15 protein-coding genes are annotated in these 17370 nt (G+C 66.4%); 9 read left to right on the forward strand and 6 right to left on the reverse strand.

Translation table 11 applies throughout. The features are described 5' to 3' along the window. Positions 1-8 precede the first annotated feature (8 nt). A complete protein-coding gene (locus AC1RMD_RS08095; protein WP_492925400.1) occupies positions 9-1430 on the forward strand; it encodes an MFS transporter in 1422 nt (473 codons plus the stop codon). Between the two features lie 64 nt (positions 1431-1494). Next, the gene (locus AC1RMD_RS08100) at positions 1495-1809 is read left to right on the forward strand and encodes a PilZ domain-containing protein (RefSeq protein WP_492925402.1); all 315 of its coding nucleotides are present in this window, start codon (positions 1495-1497) and stop codon (positions 1807-1809) included. Between the two features lie 60 nt (positions 1810-1869). Here AC1RMD_RS08100 and AC1RMD_RS08105 read toward each other — a convergent pair whose 3' ends face one another. From AC1RMD_RS08105 to AC1RMD_RS08120, 4 genes are all read right to left on the reverse strand, one after another. Next, positions 1870-3282: a PA domain-containing protein gene (locus AC1RMD_RS08105; RefSeq protein ID WP_492925404.1), complete on the reverse strand. Its 1413-nt coding sequence runs from the start codon at positions 3280-3282 to the stop codon at positions 1870-1872. After that, entirely contained in the window at positions 3279-4313 is a 1035-nt protein-coding gene (locus AC1RMD_RS08110; protein ID WP_492925406.1) for a choice-of-anchor J domain-containing protein, read from the reverse strand. Before AC1RMD_RS08110 ends, AC1RMD_RS08105 begins: the two co-directional genes overlap by 4 nt. A 147-nt stretch (positions 4314-4460) precedes the next feature. Continuing rightward, the gene (locus tag AC1RMD_RS08115; protein ID WP_492925408.1) at positions 4461-4847 is read right to left on the reverse strand and encodes a hypothetical protein; all 387 of its coding nucleotides are present in this window, start codon (positions 4845-4847) and stop codon (positions 4461-4463) included. 240 nt (positions 4848-5087) lie between these two features. Next, positions 5088-5477, reverse strand: coding sequence for an OsmC family protein (locus tag AC1RMD_RS08120; protein ID WP_492925410.1), 390 nt, complete (start codon positions 5475-5477; stop codon positions 5088-5090). A 153-nt stretch (positions 5478-5630) separates the two neighbouring features. Here AC1RMD_RS08120 and AC1RMD_RS08125 point away from each other — a divergent pair, with 153 nt between their 5' ends. Continuing rightward, positions 5631-7862: a TonB-dependent receptor domain-containing protein gene (locus tag AC1RMD_RS08125; protein WP_492925413.1), complete on the forward strand. Its 2232-nt coding sequence runs from the start codon at positions 5631-5633 to the stop codon at positions 7860-7862. A 16-nt stretch (positions 7863-7878) separates the two neighbouring features. Here AC1RMD_RS08125 and AC1RMD_RS08130 read toward each other — a convergent pair whose 3' ends face one another. Next, entirely contained in the window at positions 7879-9033 is a 1155-nt protein-coding gene (locus AC1RMD_RS08130) for a branched-chain amino acid ABC transporter substrate-binding protein (RefSeq protein WP_492925415.1), read from the reverse strand. Between the two features lie 134 nt (positions 9034-9167). Between AC1RMD_RS08130 and AC1RMD_RS08135 the strand changes: the two genes are divergently transcribed. Beyond that, a complete protein-coding gene (locus tag AC1RMD_RS08135) occupies positions 9168-10319 on the forward strand; it encodes a pyridoxal phosphate-dependent aminotransferase (RefSeq protein WP_492925417.1) in 1152 nt (383 codons plus the stop codon). Between the two features lie 9 nt (positions 10320-10328). Further along, positions 10329-12548, forward strand: coding sequence for an ATP-binding protein (locus tag AC1RMD_RS08140; protein WP_492925419.1), 2220 nt, complete (start codon positions 10329-10331; stop codon positions 12546-12548). Here AC1RMD_RS08140 and AC1RMD_RS08145 read toward each other — a convergent pair. Beyond that, positions 12532-13272, reverse strand: coding sequence for a substrate-binding periplasmic protein (locus AC1RMD_RS08145; protein WP_492925421.1), 741 nt, complete (start codon positions 13270-13272; stop codon positions 12532-12534). The two genes, AC1RMD_RS08140 and AC1RMD_RS08145, sit on opposite strands and share 17 nt — an antisense overlap. Before the next feature lie 182 nt (positions 13273-13454). Here AC1RMD_RS08145 and AC1RMD_RS08150 point away from each other — a divergent pair, with 182 nt between their 5' ends. The 4 genes from AC1RMD_RS08150 to AC1RMD_RS08165 are packed head-to-tail and all read left to right on the forward strand — an operon-like array spanning position 13455 to position 17367. Continuing rightward, on the forward strand, positions 13455-14675 hold the full coding sequence (locus tag AC1RMD_RS08150; protein ID WP_492925423.1) for a cytochrome-c peroxidase: 1221 nt from the start codon (positions 13455-13457) through the stop codon (positions 14673-14675). Between the two features lie 16 nt (positions 14676-14691). Then, positions 14692-16008: a hypothetical protein gene (locus AC1RMD_RS08155; RefSeq protein WP_492925425.1), complete on the forward strand. Its 1317-nt coding sequence runs from the start codon at positions 14692-14694 to the stop codon at positions 16006-16008. Position 16009: 1 nt separating this feature from the next. Then, a complete protein-coding gene (locus AC1RMD_RS08160) occupies positions 16010-16546 on the forward strand; it encodes an FMN-binding protein (RefSeq protein WP_492925427.1) in 537 nt (178 codons plus the stop codon). Then, on the forward strand, positions 16543-17367 hold the full coding sequence (locus AC1RMD_RS08165) for an FAD:protein FMN transferase (protein ID WP_492925429.1): 825 nt from the start codon (positions 16543-16545) through the stop codon (positions 17365-17367). Before AC1RMD_RS08160 ends, AC1RMD_RS08165 begins: the two co-directional genes overlap by 4 nt. The last annotated feature ends 3 nt before the right edge of the window (positions 17368-17370 follow it).

Raw genomic sequence — 17370 nt, forward strand, 5'->3', positions numbered from 1 at the left:
GTGATGTCATGAGAACCGACCGCGCCCCCTCCCCGGCCATCCTGCTCGCATGCAGCTTCGCCTTCATCGTCGTCCAGCTGGACGTCACCATCGTCAACGTCGCCCTGCCGCAGATAGGTCGCGAGCTGGGCGCGGACGTGACGGACCTGCAATGGGTGGTGGACGCCTATACGCTGGGCTTCGCCGTCTTCCTGTTGTCGGCCGGCGCGCTGGGCGACAAGTTCGGCTCGCGCCGCGCCTTCCTGACCGGCTTCGCGCTGTTCACGGCGGCGTCGCTGGCCTGCGCGATGGCGCCCGGCGCCACCGCCCTGAATCTCGCCCGCGCGTTGCAAGGCATCGGCGCCGCGCTGCTGGTGCCCAGTTCACTGGCCATCCTCAACGCCACCTACGCCGACGACAAAGCCATGCTGGCCAAGGCCATCGCCTGGTGGACCGCCTCCGGTGGCGTATCGATCGCGGCCGGGCCGGTGCTGGGCGGCCTGCTGCTGTCGGTGGCGGGCTGGCGCAGCATCTTCTGGGTCAATATCCCGATCTGCGTTATCGGTTTCTGGCTGACCTGCCGTGTGGTGCCGGCGCTGGCCGGCCGCGACCCGCATCGCTCGCTGGACCTGGCCGGGCAATTGCTGGCCATCGTCGCGCTGACCGCCTTGATCGGCGCCGTCATCGAGTTTGAATCGCTGGGCTGGTCGCACTGGATGGTGCGCGGCGGGTTGGCCGCGGCTATCGTGGCCGGCGCGCTGTTCATCCGCGTCGAATCGCGCAGCAAGTCGCCGATGCTGCCGCTGTCGCTGTTCCGCGGCGCGCCCTTCTCCGGCGCGGTGCTGTTCGGCGTGTTGATGAATTTTTCGTACTACGGCGTGATCTTTGTGCTTAGCTTTTACCTGCAAAAGGTGCGCGGCTTCGGCGTGCTGCATGCGGGACTGGTGTTCTTGCCGTTGACCGCCACGTTCATCCTGTCCAACCTCGTCAGCGGCTGGATGACGCCGCGCACCGGGCTGCGCACGCCGATGATCATGGGGGCCTTCATAGGCGCCAGCGGCTACGCGTTGCTGGGCTGGTGGGGCATCTCGAACGACGCCACTTTCCTGCAAATGCTGCCCGGGCTGGCGTTGATCCCGGCCGGCATGGGCCTGGCGGTGCCGGCGATGACCACGGCCATCCTGTCCGGCGTGGAGCGGCACCAGGCCGGCACCGCCTCGGCGGTGCTGAACACGGCGCGCCAGGTAGGCGGCGCGGTCGGCGTGGCGATCTTCGGCGCGCTGGTGGCTGGCGGCGCCAACCACCATATCCTTGGCGGCATTCAGCTGGCGATGGCGGTATCGAGCGGCCTGCTGCTGCTGGGCGGAGTGCTGGCTTTTACGTGCATCCGCGCCGGCGCATCGAACAATGCGGCCCGGCAGCCCCGTACACTAGAGGTTCAGCCTCGGTAGGCGCAGATCTGTCATACTGGTGTTTTTTCGCTGGCATGAATAGATGGACCCGAGACGAGAACACGTGCGCCGCTTGCTACAGGTGGATGCCCACATCAGCGACATGGATGGTCAAAACTACGTCGTTACGCAGATCATCGATATTTCCCGCATGGGCGTAGCCTTCCTCAGCGATCATCCGCTGCCGGTCGACACCAACTACGTGCTGACGTTCTGCTTTCCCGGCAGTTCCATCCAAAACAAGGTCACATTGACGGTGCTGCACAGCGCCCTGATCGGAACGCACGGCCGTTATCGCAACGGCGCGCGCTTCCTGGCCATGCCCGAGCAGGCGGCGGAATTGATCTTCGATTACCTCACCAGCGCGCCGGAAGTCTGACCTGGTGGCCCTGGCCGTGCAGCCCGACCACCACGGTCAACGCCAGCAGTCTTGGCGACGCTACCAGCCGATGTCGCGCAGCAGCGGGAAGCTCAGGTCGAGCGGCGGGATCACCTCGTGTGTCAGGTCGCCGTTGATGGACGGCTCCATCAGCAGGTTCGGGAAGGCGCTGACGTCGTAGTGCGAGACGGACGATCCCGGCTGGTTGGGATTGGGCGCGTACATCAGCACCCGGCCTGCCGCGTCGGTTCCCGCGCGGAGCGCCAGGTTCACGCCCAGGTTGGCGTGAACGGCGGAATGCACGCGCGAGCGCGTCGCCAGCGCAGCCTTGAGCCGGATGCCGTCGTCCAGCGTGATGCGCACGGCGGGGATCACGATGCCGGGATCGGTGCCGCCCAAGCCGGGCGGCGGCGCACCGGCGGCGTTGTCGGCAATAATGACGCCGATGGCGCCGGCATCCTGTGCGTTCTTGACCTTGATCACGAAGGTGCACGCGCCGCGATCGATCAGCGCGATTTTGCCGTTGACCGCCAGCGCGTTGGCCGGCGATAGCGGCGTGCAGGCCAGGCCCCGGTCGGGCAGCGTATCGACCACCGGCATCACTTCCCCCGTCAGGCCGGGGCTGGCCAGCGGCGGCCCGAAGCTGGCCGTGCCAACCTGGATAATGCCGGCGACGCCAGCCGGCGCCAGCATCGTCAACACCGGCGCGCCCTGTTGCAGCACCGTCTGTGCGGCCTGCTTGACGAGCGTTCCGTTCCACACCAGCTTGCCGGACTTGAGGGCCGATGCGGCACGCTCGGCGTCGCTCATATCCTTCCACAGCTTGCCGCTGCTGCTGTCCAGCAGGAAGTAGTCCCAGATGCTGGGGACGCCGTCCAGTTGTTCGCCGGTCTCGTCGTCGGTGTAGGTCTGGAAGCCGAGGCCGTGGCCGAACTCATGCAGCAGCACCGTCACCAGGTCGACTTGGGCGCCGTGGAGGTTGTTCAGGCCCAGATAGAACGGCGTGCCGGTAAAACAGCCCGGCTGCCCCAGGTTGACGTTGAAGCGGGCGCGGATGTCCGGCGTGGTGGGATCGGCGTCCACGCCGAGGTACTTGTTGGTCTCCGCCTTGCTGAACCAGGCGTTGGCGACCGGCGCGCCGGGGAAGTCCCTGAATACTTCCAGCGCGCCGGCCGAGCCCAGCACCGCGCCGCCGTCGTTGCACGGCAGTGCTTCCCAGGTCGCCAGGATGCGGATCGGCACCGTGCTGGTCAACGTGCCGCCCCACTTGCTGGCGGCGGCCTGGAAGGCGTTCAGCCGTTGCGCGCCCAGCGTGGTGCCGGTGTTGCCGCCGACTGGGGCGACCGGCGTGGCGTCGTTGAAGCCGACGCCGGCGGGATCGCCGTTGACGATGGTGATGGTGGCGGCGGCCCAGGCCGCCGATGTGCACAGCAGCGCCACTGCCGTCATGAGGGCTGGCAAAACGCGTTTCATTTTTGTTCTCCTTGGGCAGCGGGATTCTTGTGCACCACCGAATACTGGGTATGCGTTTCGTCGAGCAGCACACCGACGCCGCCGTGCGGCGGATGGATCGTCGCGGGTCGGGTGGAACGCGCTCTTGTCCCGACGGCGCTGGCGCGGATGGCCTTGTCCAACTCCGTGGCCTGGTCCAGGCCTGGGCTGCCCAGCTTGCCGGTGGCGGGATCCTTGTAGGCCTTGAGGCCGCCGGCATCCGCCGCCGGCTGTGGCGCGACCTGCTGCGTGACAACGTTCACATGCGGGAACGTCATCAGGCCATTCTCCGGCGCGGCCCGCGCCGTCGCCGCCGCCAACGCCAGGCCGGATAACGCCAAGCAAGCCGCCGGCCGCCGCGCACGCGATACGCCCGCCAGCGCGCACAAACCCAGCGCGATCAAGGCGATGGTGCCGGGAATCGGGATCGCGAGCGCGTTCACGCTGACCGAATCGATGCCGATGTAATCGCCGTGGACGCTGGTGTCGTCGACCACGTAACGGAAGGCAAACCTTCCGCTGACCGGCGCCGTCAAGCCGCCGACCGTGAGGGCGTGGTCGACCCAGCCGGTGTCCGTGGCCGAATCGAATGAGGCCAGCAGATTGAAGCCGCCCAGGTTGGTGCTGGCGCCGGCGGAGCTCAGGTACACTTCGACCGTGTCGAGGAAGCCTTCTCCCAGCAGGCGCAAGGCGAAGTTCAGCGACTCGCCGTTGGACAGGGCCAGCTCCGGCGTCAGCAGCCAGTTGCTGACCGCACCGCCGAAGGCAGCGTTGTTGAAGTTGGCCGCGATATAGGAATTGGCCGGGCCGGCGGCCGCCGCGAAGATCACCGGCGTCCCCTGAAACCAGGAAGTGCTGCCGGGCGGCGAGCTGTTGTTCACCAACACCCAGCCGTTGGCGGGCAAGGTCGTGATGTCGTTGAAGCCTTCGCTGAGCAGCGGCGCGGCGGCAGCGGAGACGGTACAACCAGCGGCGACTGCAAGCAGCCCCGCCCAGCGTTTAATCAAGTCCATGTCTATCCCCATGATGAGAAGGTCGAATCGGAAACCTCATTGGTACGGCTCAACTTGCTTTTATTTGACCGGTTCAATACTCATCAGTTCCCGCGTCCGCAAAAAAAATCCGGCGCGGTGGCCGGATAATTTTCGGAATCTTTCCGCTCAGATGGTGGCGGCGTAGTGGCGGGTTTGGTAGGGCAGCAGATCATCGACAAACGGCATCAGATCGGCGGAGGCGCCCCATTCAATTGCGCGAACGTCCTTGCACTGGCTATCCGTAACCGGAGGGCAGGCTGGCCTGTATGGTTCCAGCGATGCGAGCAAATCCAACTTGCGTTGCTTCGCCATGATGTTAAACCGAGAAAGCCGATCCAGCAGATATCCAATGTCGGCACGGAATGGTTCAGGCACCTTGCCCAGGTCGGGAACAAGCGAGGTGTACCAGACAGTCACCGCGACGCGTAGCAGCAAATCCGTGTCCATCCGAGCAAGCCCGTCGCTGCACAATACTGCCAACGCCCTCTCAAACTCTTCGCGATTCAACATCATGACGTCACCTCGCCGACCATTTTCTCTTAATATAGTCGATATGACTGCCCAAGTCAGGGCCAACATAGTAACTAATCGCCTCTCTGGCCAACTGTTCGAATTGCTCAACAGATGCGCCGGGCTGATGCCTGCTTCATGTCGCGCTCGCCGAAGTACAAGCGCATTCTCGATCATGCAGCACCGCAGGCTCTGATCTGGCTCGCGTGCGGAACACAACCTCCGCGCAGGCGCGGCCAACCGTCAGTTGACGGTCGTGTCAATCACCATCCCGGCCTTCAGCGTCAACGTCACCGGCGTCTTCTCGGCGATTTCGGCCATGCGGTTTTTTTGTTCGGCATCCAGCGCGCCGGTGAAGGACAGCGTGCGCTTGACCATCATCGCGCCATCGTCGCCATGGCTCAGGTGCAGGCCGACCTCGACCGCCTCCAGCCGCCACTGCTTGCGGTCGGCGTACATGCGCAGCGTGATGGCGGTGCATGCTCCCAGGCCCGCCAGCACGAAATCGTAGGGCGCCGGACCGGTGTCGCGGCCGCCGTTGCGCTCCGGCTCGTCGCCGACCAGCGTGTGGCCGCTGACCTCGATGGTGGTTTGATAGCTGTCCTTGCCGATATGTGCGGTGCCGCGTGCCATGTCATCCCCTATATGCAGGCCGCCATTTTAGCCTGCAGCGCCCAGCTTAAGTAAAGTATTGTAAATAGCAATCATTCCTGCCAATGAACAAATGTAGAATGTCATCCCTTCAACGACGAACAAGACGGCGCCGATGCATCGGCCCGACTCCCCATGCACAAGCTATTCCTGACCGCCTGCCTCGCCGCGCCGCTGACCGCCCTCGCCCAAAACCAGCCCGCCACCGATAAACCGGACGCCAAGCCGACCACCACGGCCAAGCCCAAGGAAGCGGCCACGGTGGTGCCGTCGGTCAACGTGGCCGGCGAGCGGCCGACCAACCGCATCGACCGCCAGGTGTACGACGTCAAGTCCGACATCAGCAGCACCAACGGCACCGCCGCCGACGCGCTCAACAACGTGCCGTCGGTGGCGGTCGACCCGGACGGCAGCGTCACGCTGCGCGGCAGCAGCAATGTGCAGATCCTGGTCGACGGCAAGCCGTCCGCCATGCTGCAAGGCGACAACCGCGGCCCGACGCTGCAGGCGATGAACGCCGACGATATCGAGTCGGTCGAAGTGATCAACAACCCCGGCGCGCAGTTCGGCAACGAGGCCGGCGGCGGCCCCATCCTCAACCTGGTGATGCGCCGCAACCGCAAGCCGGGCGGCTTTGCCAACCTCAACGCCAACGCCGGTTACGCCGGCCGCTACAACAGCGCCGCGTCGGGCAGCTACAACGAGGGACCGTGGGGCTTCCAGGGCGGCGTCAACCTGCGCCACGACGGCCGCAACTCCACCGCCGTGGTCAGCCGCGACCGCCTCGATCCGGCGACCGGCGCCTTCGTGCACAGCAGCCAGAGCTCGTCCGGCGCCGGCCTGAACGACATGGCCGGCGTGAACGGCACCGTCAGCTACAACCTGGACCAGAGCGACACGCTGACCGCGAGCGCCAACTACATGGGCCGCGGCAACGACCAGCGCGGCGTCGACCACTACCTCAACGGCGCCACCACCGGCTTCCCCGCCACCGACTACGTGCGCACCACCGCGCGCGAGGGCGACGCCAGGAACTTCAGCTGGGGCGGACGCTACGACCACAAGGGCCGGTTGCCGAACGAAACGCTGAAGATCGACCTGCGCGTCTCGGCCTCCGAGAACGACAGCAACAGCGCCTACGCCAACGACTACGCCGGCGGCAACCGGGCCGACACCCGCGCCCACCAGCGCAACGACAGCGGCAGCCACATCGTCGACTTCACCGGCGACTACGAACGTCCGCTGGCCGGCGGCAGCCTCAAGGCGGGCTACAAGGTCGCCACCAACAAGAACAACTTCGACACGCTGTACACCGACATCGATCCGCTGACCTCGGTCGCCGTGCTCAATCCGGCGCGCAGCAACCGCTTCGACCTGGAAGAAACCGTGGTCGCGCTGTACGGCTCCTACCAGCGCAAGCTGAACGACAGCTGGGGCGTGCTGGGCGGCCTGCGCACCGAGTACACCGGCATGGACGTCCAGCAGATCACCAGCGGCGTCGAGGCCAAGAACCACTACACCAACCTGATCCCGAGCTTGTTCGCCACCTACAAGGCGACCGAGACGGCCAATATGCGCTTCTCCTACGCGCGCCGGATCCGCCGCCCGAACGCCAACGACCTCAATCCCTACGTGGTGTATCGCGACGAGTTCAACGTCTCGTCCGGCAATCCGATGTTGAAGCCGACCAAGACCGACTCCTTCGAAGTGGGCTACGAGACCAAGTACGGCGCGCTGGAAACCAATCTGCGCGGCTACTACCGCAAGGACACCGACGCCATCGTCGACTACCGCACCTTCATCGGCAACAACGTGTTGCTGACCACACGCCAGAACGGCGCAGGCAGTCATTCGAGCGGATTGGAATTCAGCGTCAACGGCAAGCTGACGCCGACGCTGACATTGAACGCCAACGGCAACCTGGCGCGCAGCCAGCAGACCACGCAGGACGCCAGCGGCGCCCTGGTCAGCCGCAGCGCCAACTCGTTGAGCGGCCGGGTGCGCCTGAACTATGCGGCCAGCGCCGCGACGCAGGTGCAGATGGCCTTGCAGATGCAGGGCAAGACCTTGTCCGGCCAGGGTTACCGCTCGCCGAACAACACCTTCAACCTGAGCGTGCGCCAGGCCGTGACGCCGCGTCTGAGCCTGGTGGGCACGGTCACCGACCTGTTCAGCACCAACAAGATGGAGACCGTCGTCAACAGCGCCACGCTGCGCGAGACCAGCACCCGCCGCTTCGACGGCCGGGTGTTCTACCTGGGCCTGTCCTACCGCCTGGGCGGCGCCGCCACGGCCGCCGACTCAAGCAATGAACCACGCTTCGGCCCGCCGCAAGGCCCAGGCCGCGGCGGCCCGTCGGAAGGCTGATTCCGACCCCGGGTTGTTATTTCATCACCGCCACTTTTTCGCGCTTGGCGTTGCGGAAGGTGTAGATCGTCAGGACGCCGTCTTTCACGTCGCCGCGCGCATCGAAGGTGATGTTGCCGGTGACGCCTTTGTGGGTGATGCCGGCCAGCGCCGGCAGGTACTTGGCCGGCTCGGGCGAGCCGGCTTTCTGCATCGCCTCGACCATCGTCATCAGCGCGTCGTAGGCATATGGCGAATAAGTCTCGACGTCGATGCCGAATTTCTTCTTGTAGGCCACGCGGAAATCGGCCATGCCTTTTTCCTGCGACGGCTCGACTCCGCCCGCCTCGGCGCAGATCACCTGGCCGTCGCTCATGGCGTCGCCCGCCAGCCGCGGCACCGAATCCGAACACATGCCGTCGCCCCCCATGAACTTGATCGGGATCGCCAACGCCTTCATCTGGCGCAGCATCGGCCCGGCCACGGCGTCCATGCCGCCGAAGAACACCATATCCGGCCTGGTCGCCTTGATGGCGGTGAGTATCGCGCTGAAGTCGGTGGCCTTGTCGGTGGTGAACTGGGTCGACACCACCGTCGTGCCGGACGCGGCGCCGGCGCGCTTGACGTTCTTGACGAATTCGTCGACCAGCCCCTTGCCGTAGGCGGTGCGGTCGTCGATGACGGCGATGCGCTTGGCCTTGACGTTGAGCATCGCGTAACGGGCCAGCGCGGCGCCCAGCTGCTCGTCGTTGGCGATGTTGCGGAACGCGGTCTCGTAGCGCTGGCGCGTGTACTGCGGATTGGTGGCCGACGGCGAGATCTGCGGGATGCCGGCGTCGTGGTAGATGCGCGAGGCCGGAATCGTCGTGCCCGACGTCTCATGCCCGATCACGCCGTTGACCCTGGCGTCCACCAGCTTTTGCGCGGCGGTGGTGCCCTGCTTGGGATCGGCGGCGTCGTCCTCCGCCTGCAGCACGATCTTGTACTTCTTGCCACCGATGACCACGCCCTTGGCGTTAAGCTCGTCGACCGCCATGCGGGCGCCGTTTTCATTGTCCTTGCCCAAGTGGGCAATCGGCCCCGAAGTCGCCGCCACATGGCCGATCTTGATGATCGCTTGCGCCCGCGCGGCGCCGCTGGCAACCAGGGCCAGCGCAAGCACCGGGCCACATGTTTTAATTGTTAATCGCATAAGATAATTGAGGCGCCCTGATTGGATAAGCCGACAAGGATACCATCCGGCAAATATGTACGCAGTCGTGCGTACTGACTTAGCTATCTGAAGTAGAATAACAAATCGTAAAATTTGCCATAGAGACACTTTGCATGGAAACTTCACAACGCATCGCCCGCTGCCAGCCGCTGGCAACCACCGCAATGCACGGCCGGGTCGACGCCATGAAGGCGCGCGGCGAGGACGTGATTGACTTCTCGATCGCGATTTCGCATTTCCAGGCGCCGGAAAGCGTGCTGCAAGCGGTGCGCGACGGCTTGCAACAACCGTCGCTGGCCTACACCACGGTGGGCGGCGACGCCGACATCCGCGCCCGCCTGGCCGTCAAGGTCCGCAACGAAAACGGCATCGCCGCCAGCGCCAGCGAAATCATCGTCACCAACGGCGCCAAGCAGGCCTTGTACCAGGCGCTGTACGTGATGGCCGATCCGGGCGACGCCGTCATCATCTTCAAGCCGCACTGGCCGGCCTATGTCACCACCTGCCAGCTGCTCGGGCTGGAGCCGGTGCTGGTCGACTTGCCGGCCACCGTCAGCGCGGAATTCCTCGACAGCCTGCCGCCGGCCAAGATCCTGATCATCAACAATCCGCACAACCCCACCGGCGGCGTGCTGCGGGCCGACGAGATCGAACGCATCGCCGGCTGGCTCAAACGCACCGGCACCCGCGCCATCGTCGACGAGAGCTACGAGAAGCTGATCTTCGAAGGCGTCCATACCAGCCTGGCCGCGCGCCCGGACTGGCAGCAAATCGGCATCGTCAGCATCTACTCCGCCTCGCAAAGCTACGCGATGATGGGCTGGCGCGCCGGCTTCGCGGTGGCGCCGCCCCACATCGTCTCGGCGATGGAGACGCTGCAAGGCCCGATCACCGCCGCCGCGCCCATGCTGATCCAGCTGGCGCTGGCTAGCGCCTTCGAATCCGGCGAACCGACCGCGATGCTGGACGAATACCGCCAGCGCCGCGACCTGGTGCTGGACATGGTGCACGGCCTGCCCTGGATGAGCATGCACTGCCCGGCCTCCGGCCCCTACCTGTGGGGCGACGTCTCGGCGCTGACCACGGACACCATACAGTTCACCGAGCAGTTGCTCAACGAGTACTCGGTGGCGCTGATGCCGGGCGACGCCTTGGGTGCGCCGGGCTTTATCCGCATCGGTTATATTTCGGACGACATCGCCACGCTGCGGCGCGGCGTGGAAGCGATCATCCGCTATGGCAACGCACGCTATCGGGCCCGTTAAGCACCCAGCATGGCCTTTCTACTTTTCCAGCTCAATAGCCTGCGCAGCCGCCTGATCCTGCTGGTGGCGCTGGCGATCGCCCCTATCGCGGTGATGACGCTGGTCAGCGGCGTGCGCGAACGCCAGCACGCGGTGCAGGTGGCGGAAGAGAACCTGCAACGCCTGACCAACCTGGCCGCCGCCAACGAAGCCCAATCGATCGAGGGCGCGCGCCAGATCCTGCGCGACCTGGCCAGCATTCCCGACCTGACCGGCGACCAGGCCCATTGCAGCCGCCTGCTGGCCAATATCCAGCTGCAGAATCCCGACTACGCCAACCTGGGCCTGATCCAGTTGAACGGCGACGTCACCTGCAGCGCGATCCCGTCGTCCGCGCCGGTCAACCTGTCCGACCGCTCGCACTTCCGCCGCGCGGTGCACCTGCGCCGCTTCGTCGCCGGCGGCTACGTGTTCGGCCGCGTGATCCAGAAGCACACCATCAACCTCACCTACCCGCTGCTGGGCGAAGGCGACAGGGTCAAGGCCGTGGTGTTCGCCGCGCTGGACCTGTCCAAGCTGGATCGCTTCGTGGCCGACATCAAGCTGCCGCCAGGATCGCTGCTGCTGACATCCGATTCGGACGGCAAGATCATTTCGCGCAAGCCCAATCCGGAGCAGTGGTTCGGCCAGATGGTGTGGCCGGAAATGCGCGCCGCCATGGCCGGCGAACCGGGCAAGCCGGTGCTGCTGACCGGACCGGATGGCGTCGAGCGCCTGCACCGCTTTGCCCGCGTCGGCAACAACGGCTTGTCCGACTACACCGTCACCATCGGCATCCCGGCCGACGACATCACCGCCGCCGCCCGCCACGACCAGCTGCTGGACATGTCGGCGCTGGCCGTCACGCTGGCGCTGGCGCTGCTGGCGGCCTGGTTTGTCGGCGACGTGCTGGTGCTGCGCCGGGTCAAGCGCCTGGCCACCACCGCCAACAGCATCGCCTCCGGCACGCTGGGCGCGCGCAGCGGCATCGTCTACGGCAACGAGGAAATCAGCGAACTGGCGCGGGCGCTGGACGCGATGGCCGAGGCCTTGCAGCAAAAAGAAGTCCAGCACACGAAGGCGGAAAACCAGCTGCGCCTGGCCGACCAGCGCAAGGATGAATTCCTGGCGATGCTGGCGCACGAGCTGCGCAATCCGCTGGCGCCGATCAGCGCCGGCGCGCAGCTGCTGCAAAGCGGTCACGCCACCGCCGCGGCGGTCGAGCGCACGGCCGGCATCATCGTACGCCAGGTACACCACATGACGCGCCTGGTCGACGACCTGCTCGACGTTTCGCGCGTGACGCGCGGGCTGGTGACGGTGACGCGCGTGCCGCTCAACGTGGCCGATGTGGTGGCCGACGCGGTCGAACAGGCGGAGCCGCTGTTCAAGAGCAAGCATCAGCATTTCGAAGTGTCGCTGCCCGAGGTGCCGCAGCAGGTCGACGGCGACCACAAGCGGCTGGTGCAGGTGCTGGTCAATGTGCTCAACAACGCCGCCAAGTACACCCCGGTCGACGGCGCTATCACGTTGTCGGTGCATGGCGGGGATGGCGTGGTGCGGCTGGTGGTCAGCGATTCCGGCATCGGCATGGCGCCGGAGCTGCGTGCCCGCGTGTTCGAGTTGTTCGCCCAGGCCGACCGCAATCCGGACCGCTCGCAAGGCGGGCTGGGACTGGGCCTGGCGCTGGTCAAATCGCTGGTGGAGCTGCATGGCGGCAGCATCGCCGCCGATAGCCCGGGCGAGCAGCAAGGCAGCACCTTCACCATCTCGCTGCCCGGCGGACCAGGCCAGAACGCGCCGGCGGCGTCCGGGCCCTCCGCGGCCGGCGGCGCCAGGCTGCGCGTGCTGGTGGTGGACGACAATATCGATGCCGCGCAAACGCTGCAACTGCTGCTCGACGCCTCCGGCCACGAGGTGCTGGTCGCGCATACCGCGCTGGACGCGCTGGAGATCGCCCGGCGCATGTCGCCGGAACTATGCCTGCTCGATATCGGCCTGCCCGACATCAGCGGCAACGATCTGGCGCGCGGCCTGCGCGAGCTGCCGCAGACGGCCAACGCCACGCTGGTGGCGGTGACGGGTTACGGCCGCAGCGAGGACCGCGACCTGGCCAGCGAAGCCGGCTTCGACCACTACTTCGTCAAGCCGGTCGACGTCGAAGCGCTGTTGGCATTGATCGCCAATCTGTCCTCTACTCCCAGGACTTAGCGATACGTTCCAGCTCTCCGTTCTTTTCCAAGGTCTGCAAGGCCGCGCGCAGGCGCTCGGCCAAGGCCGGATCGACGTGCTTGCCCACAACGAAATACAGCGGGCTGACGGCCATGACGGTCGGCAGGATCTTGAACTTTTCAGCCATGCCCGAGCGGTCCAGCACCGCCTGCAAACCCGGCATCCGATGGAAGAAGAAGCGGCCACGGTGGGCCAGCAGCTTTTGCAGATTGAGTCTCGGATCGGAGGCGCCGGCATCGATCTTGTCGACGCCGGCCGACTCCAGCACCCTCACACCGGCAAAGCCGCGATTGGCCAGCACCACGTTGTCCGGGGCCAGCTTGCGCAGGTCGTCCCAATTGGCGATCACCGCCGCCTCGTCGCTGCGCGCGATCAGGTGGTAGCGGATCGAGAACAGCGGCGGGCCGATAAACACGAATTTCTTGTCCCGCTCGGGCGAATGCGAGAGGCCGCAGGAAGCATCCAATAAGCCGCGGTCCATGCCGGAGTATATGCGCGGCAATGGCTGCCAGAGCTGGTCGCCGGTGAACTTCAAGCCCGGGTCCAGCTTTTCGACGGCGCGCATGACGTCGATGCAGATGCCGACCACGCGCCCGCCGCTCGCGTCGACGTTCTGGAATTTGGGTTCGGTGCCCTGCTGCGCCGAAGTACGGATCTCGGTCGCGGCCACGCCGCCCCCGAGCGTCGATAGCAAGGACAGCATCGCACTCAGTACAACACCCCTGGTCGGCAAACGTCGCATCAGCCCATTGTAGCGCGGCGTTGCCGCATCGTCAGCAATTGGTCGGAAGGGAAAATACACCACAAACGGCCTGCCGGATTGGCATAAAATCAACACTTAGTGGATAATGCGAATTGTTGTCATTCCCATTTACCAAAAACCGCATGCCTACACACTATTCCCGCGCCGCCCTCCTTCCCGCCGCGCTGCTGCTGGCCAGCCTGGCCGCGTGCAGCGGCGGCGGTGGTTCCGCCGTCCCGTCGCCGACGCCGACCCCGCCCGTCGCTGACGCAGGCCTCGGCCCGGCCGCCCGGCTGGGCGAACTGATTTTCAAGGACCCGTCGCTGTCGGCGTCCGGCAAGCAGTCGTGCGCCACCTGCCACAGCCCGGACCACGCCCACGGCCCGGCCAACAAGCTGTCCGCCCAGCTGGGCGGCGCCAACGGCGAGGTGCAGGGCTTCCGCGCCGCGCCGTCGCTGCGCTACCTGAACCAGAATCCGGCCTTCTTCTTCGCCAAGGACGGCACGCCGACCGGCGGCATCGACCGCGACGGCCGCGCGCAAAGCCTGGCGGAGCAGGCCGAGCGCCCCTTCCTGGCGGCGCACGAAATGGCCAACGCCAGCAAGCAGGATGTGATCGACAAACTGAAGAAAACCCCGTACGTCGAACAGTTCCGCGCCCAATTCGGCGCCGCCATCCTGGACAATGCCGAACAGGCCTTCAGCCGCATGACCTTCGCGCTGCAAAAATACCAGCTGGAGGACCAGGACTTCCACCCCTTCGACTCCAAATACGATCAGTTCCTGGCCGGTAAAGTGAAGCTGTCCGACCAGGAGCTGCGCGGCCTGGCGCTGTTCAACGATCCGGCCAAAGGCAATTGCATCGGCTGCCACACCAGCGCGCGCGGGGCCGACGGCTCGTCGCCGCTGTTCACCGACTTCACCTTCGACAATCTCGGCGTACCGCGCAACAAAAAGCTGGCGGCGACCGCCGATCCGGCCTACTTCGACCTTGGCCTGTGCGGCCCTGACCGCACCGACCTGGCCGCCCGCACCGATTTGTGCGGCGCCTTCAAAGTGCCGACGCTGCGCAACGTCGCCACGCGCCAGACCTTCTTCCACAACGGCGCCTTCGACAACCTGAAGGACGTGGTGGCCTTCTACGTGCGGCGCGACACCAACCCGGAAGAGTGGTACCCGACCGGCGCCGACGGCGTGGTGCGGAAGTTTGACGACCTGCCGCCGCAATACCTCAAGAACGTCAACACCACCGAAGTGCCCTACAACCGCCAGCCCGGCATGGCGCCGGCGCTGTCGCCCGGCGAGATCGACGATGTCGTCAAATTCCTCGGCACGCTGACCGACGGCTACCAAACCAACCCTTAATCGCAGAGACCTGAACATGAACAAGCATTTGATCGCCACCGCCCTCGCCGCAGCCTTCCTCGGCGCGCCTTTCGCCGCCACCGCCGGCGAGGCCGAACTGCTGGCCCGCATCGACAAGATGGCCGCCGAACTGGAACAGCTGAAGGCCGAACTGAAAGCCAGCGTCAGGAAAACCGAAGCGGTGGAACAACGCCAGCAGGCACTGGCCTCGGCGCCGCCACCGGCCGCCGCGCGGGTCAGCGCACCGGTCTCGCTGGCCGCGGTTGAAGTACCGTCGGCGCCGGCCACCGTCTTCGGCGCCTACGGTGAAGTCAACTACACCCGTCCGAGCAAGAACGCCAGCGCCGCGCAGGCCGACGTGCGCCGCGCCGTGATCGGCATCGAGCACCGCTTCGATCCGAAGACCAAGGTGGTCGCCGAACTCGAATGGGAACACGCCATCGTTTCGGCCGACGACAAGGGCGAGGCCGAAGTCGAGCAGTTGTACGTCGAACGCGAATTCGGCAACGGCTTGCGCAGCAAGGTCGGCCTGTACCTGATTCCCATGGGCCTGCTGAACGCCAACCACGAGCCGACCGCCTACTACGGCGTCGAGCGCAATTTCGTCGAGACGGCGATCATCCCGTCGACCTGGCGCGAAGTGGGCGTGAGCCTGTCCGGCGACACCGCCTACGGCCTGGCCTGGGACACCGGCATCACCACCGGCTTCGACCTGGGCAAATGGGACGCCGCCGGCGGCGACGGCCGCGAATCGCCGCTCGGTTCCATCCACCAGGAAGGCCAGCAGGCCAAGTCGCGCGACCTGAGCGTGCACGCGGCGCTGAACTGGCGCGGCGTGCCGGGCCTGCTGGTGGGCGGCTCCATCTTCACCGGCAAGGCCGGCCACAAGGCCGACGGCTTCACCGCCAACGACGCCCGCATCACGATGGTCGACCTGCACACCCGCTACACGCCGGGCCGCTGGGACCTGTCGGCGCTGTACGCGCGCGGCCAGATCAGCAACACCGCAGCGCTCAACGAGACGCTGGTCGGCAATCCCACGCCGGTGCCGAACAGCTTTGCCGGCTGGTACACCCAGGCCGCCTACCGCCTGCTGCAAGCGGGCGACTACACGCTCAGTCCCTTCGCGCGCTACGAGCAGTTCAACACCGCCAAGAGCTACGCCGCCGTGCCGCAGGGCTTGGGCGTGGCGGCGTCGCCGGACGAAAAAGTCACCACCGTCGGCGCCAACCTGAAGGTCGGCGATGGCGTGGTGCTGAAGGCCGATTACCAGTGGTTCAAGCAAGACAAATCGCGCGACCGCCTGAACCTGGGCATGGGCTTCTCGTACTGATATGCGCTACCGGCACTGGATACCGCTGGCGGCATGCGCCGCCGGCGCGCCCGCCTTCGCGGCGCAGTACCTGAACGCGGAGCAGGCGCAGAAGCTGATGTTCCCGGATGCGACCGCGTTCCACTTGCAGGACGTGGCGTTGTCGCTGCCGCAGATGCAGCAGGTGGAGAAGCTGGCGGGGCTGGCGGCGCGCTCGGTCAACTGGCGCGTGGTGGGCGCCTACAGCGGCGACAAGCTGCTGGGCTACATGGTGCTCGACGAGGTGATCGGCAAGTTCGAGCTGATCTCGTATGCGGTCGGCCTCAATCCCGACGCCACCGTGCGCCAGGTCGAGATCCTGACCTACCGCGAAAGCCACGGCGGCGAAATCCGCCTGCCGGCCTGGCGCCGCCAGTTCAGCGGCAAGTCCGCGCAGACGGGCGGTCTGGCGGTGGGCGACGGCATCGCCAACATCAGCGGCGCCACCCTCTCCTGCACCCACCTGACCGACGGCGTGCGGCGCATCGCCGCCATCGCCCAGGTGGCGCTGAAAAAATGATGCGGCGCGCCCAGCCCTGGTTGGGCACCCTGGTCGATATCGCGGCGGACGGCGATCCGCAGGCCGTGGCGCCGGCGATCGCGCTGGCTTTCGCCGAAGTGGCGCTGGTGCACCGGCTGATGAGTTTTCACGACGCCGCCAGCGATGTCTCGCGCCTGAACCGCGCCGCGCCGGGCACGGTGTTGGCGCTGCATCCGCACAGCTGGCAGGTGCTGCAACTGGCGGCGCGGATGGCCGAGCTGTCGCAAGGCCTGTTCAACATCGCCTGCGCGCCGCTGCTGGTGGACTGGCATTGCCTGCCGCGCCCCGACGTCGCCGACGTCCCCGCGTATCAAGCCGCGCTGGCCGTCTACCGCTGCGAGCGGGAGCCGCTGGCGCGCAAGCTGGCGCATGGCTGGGTGGACGTGGGCGGCATCGCCAAAGGCTACGCGGTCGATCTGGCGGTGGCGGCTTTGCAGCGCGCCGGCGCCACCAGCGGCTGTGTCAACGCGGGCGGCGACCTGCGCGGCTTCGGCGAGCGCGATTGGCCGGTCGCCGTGCGCGATCCGCTGGCGCCGGGGCGCGCCGCCGCGCAGGTGTCGCTGCGCGACGAGGCGCTGGCCACGTCGGCCGCCTACTTCTCGGCGCGCCGGCACGGCGGCCGCCAAATCAGCGCGCTGGTCGACGGCCGCAGCGGCGAACCGCTGGTGAACTCCGTCAGCGTGTCGGTGCGCGCGCCGCGCTGCGCCGTGGCCGACGCGCTGACCAAGGTGGTGCTGGCCAGCGGCGATGCGCAACATCCGGCGCTGGCCGCATCGCAAGCGTCGGCGTTTATAATCTGACCG

It is taken from the genome of Duganella sp. GW822-FHT06D06 (assembly GCF_058799615.1).

Coding starts and splice junctions, on each gene's coding strand:
- AC1RMD_RS08165 (WP_492925429.1), top strand. CDS start 16,543: ATGATGCGGCGCGCCCAGCCCTGGTTGGGCACCCTGGTCGATATCGCG.
- AC1RMD_RS08155 (WP_492925425.1), top strand. CDS start 14,692: ATGAACAAGCATTTGATCGCCACCGCCCTCGCCGCAGCCTTCCTCGGC.
- AC1RMD_RS08095 (WP_492925400.1), top strand. CDS start 9: ATGAGAACCGACCGCGCCCCCTCCCCGGCCATCCTGCTCGCATGCAGC.
- AC1RMD_RS08135 (WP_492925417.1), top strand. CDS start 9,168: ATGGAAACTTCACAACGCATCGCCCGCTGCCAGCCGCTGGCAACCACC.
- AC1RMD_RS08140 (WP_492925419.1), top strand. CDS start 10,329: ATGGCCTTTCTACTTTTCCAGCTCAATAGCCTGCGCAGCCGCCTGATC.
- AC1RMD_RS08105 (WP_492925404.1), bottom strand. CDS start 3,282: ATGAAACGCGTTTTGCCAGCCCTCATGACGGCAGTGGCGCTGCTGTGC.
- AC1RMD_RS08160 (WP_492925427.1), top strand. CDS start 16,010: ATGCGCTACCGGCACTGGATACCGCTGGCGGCATGCGCCGCCGGCGCG.
- AC1RMD_RS08125 (WP_492925413.1), top strand. CDS start 5,631: ATGCACAAGCTATTCCTGACCGCCTGCCTCGCCGCGCCGCTGACCGCC.
- AC1RMD_RS08150 (WP_492925423.1), top strand. CDS start 13,455: ATGCCTACACACTATTCCCGCGCCGCCCTCCTTCCCGCCGCGCTGCTG.
- AC1RMD_RS08145 (WP_492925421.1), bottom strand. CDS start 13,272: ATGCTGTCCTTGCTATCGACGCTCGGGGGCGGCGTGGCCGCGACCGAG.
- AC1RMD_RS08130 (WP_492925415.1), bottom strand. CDS start 9,033: ATGCGATTAACAATTAAAACATGTGGCCCGGTGCTTGCGCTGGCCCTG.
- AC1RMD_RS08110 (WP_492925406.1), bottom strand. CDS start 4,313: ATGGACTTGATTAAACGCTGGGCGGGGCTGCTTGCAGTCGCCGCTGGT.
- AC1RMD_RS08115 (WP_492925408.1), bottom strand. CDS start 4,847: ATGATGTTGAATCGCGAAGAGTTTGAGAGGGCGTTGGCAGTATTGTGC.
- AC1RMD_RS08120 (WP_492925410.1), bottom strand. CDS start 5,477: ATGGCACGCGGCACCGCACATATCGGCAAGGACAGCTATCAAACCACC.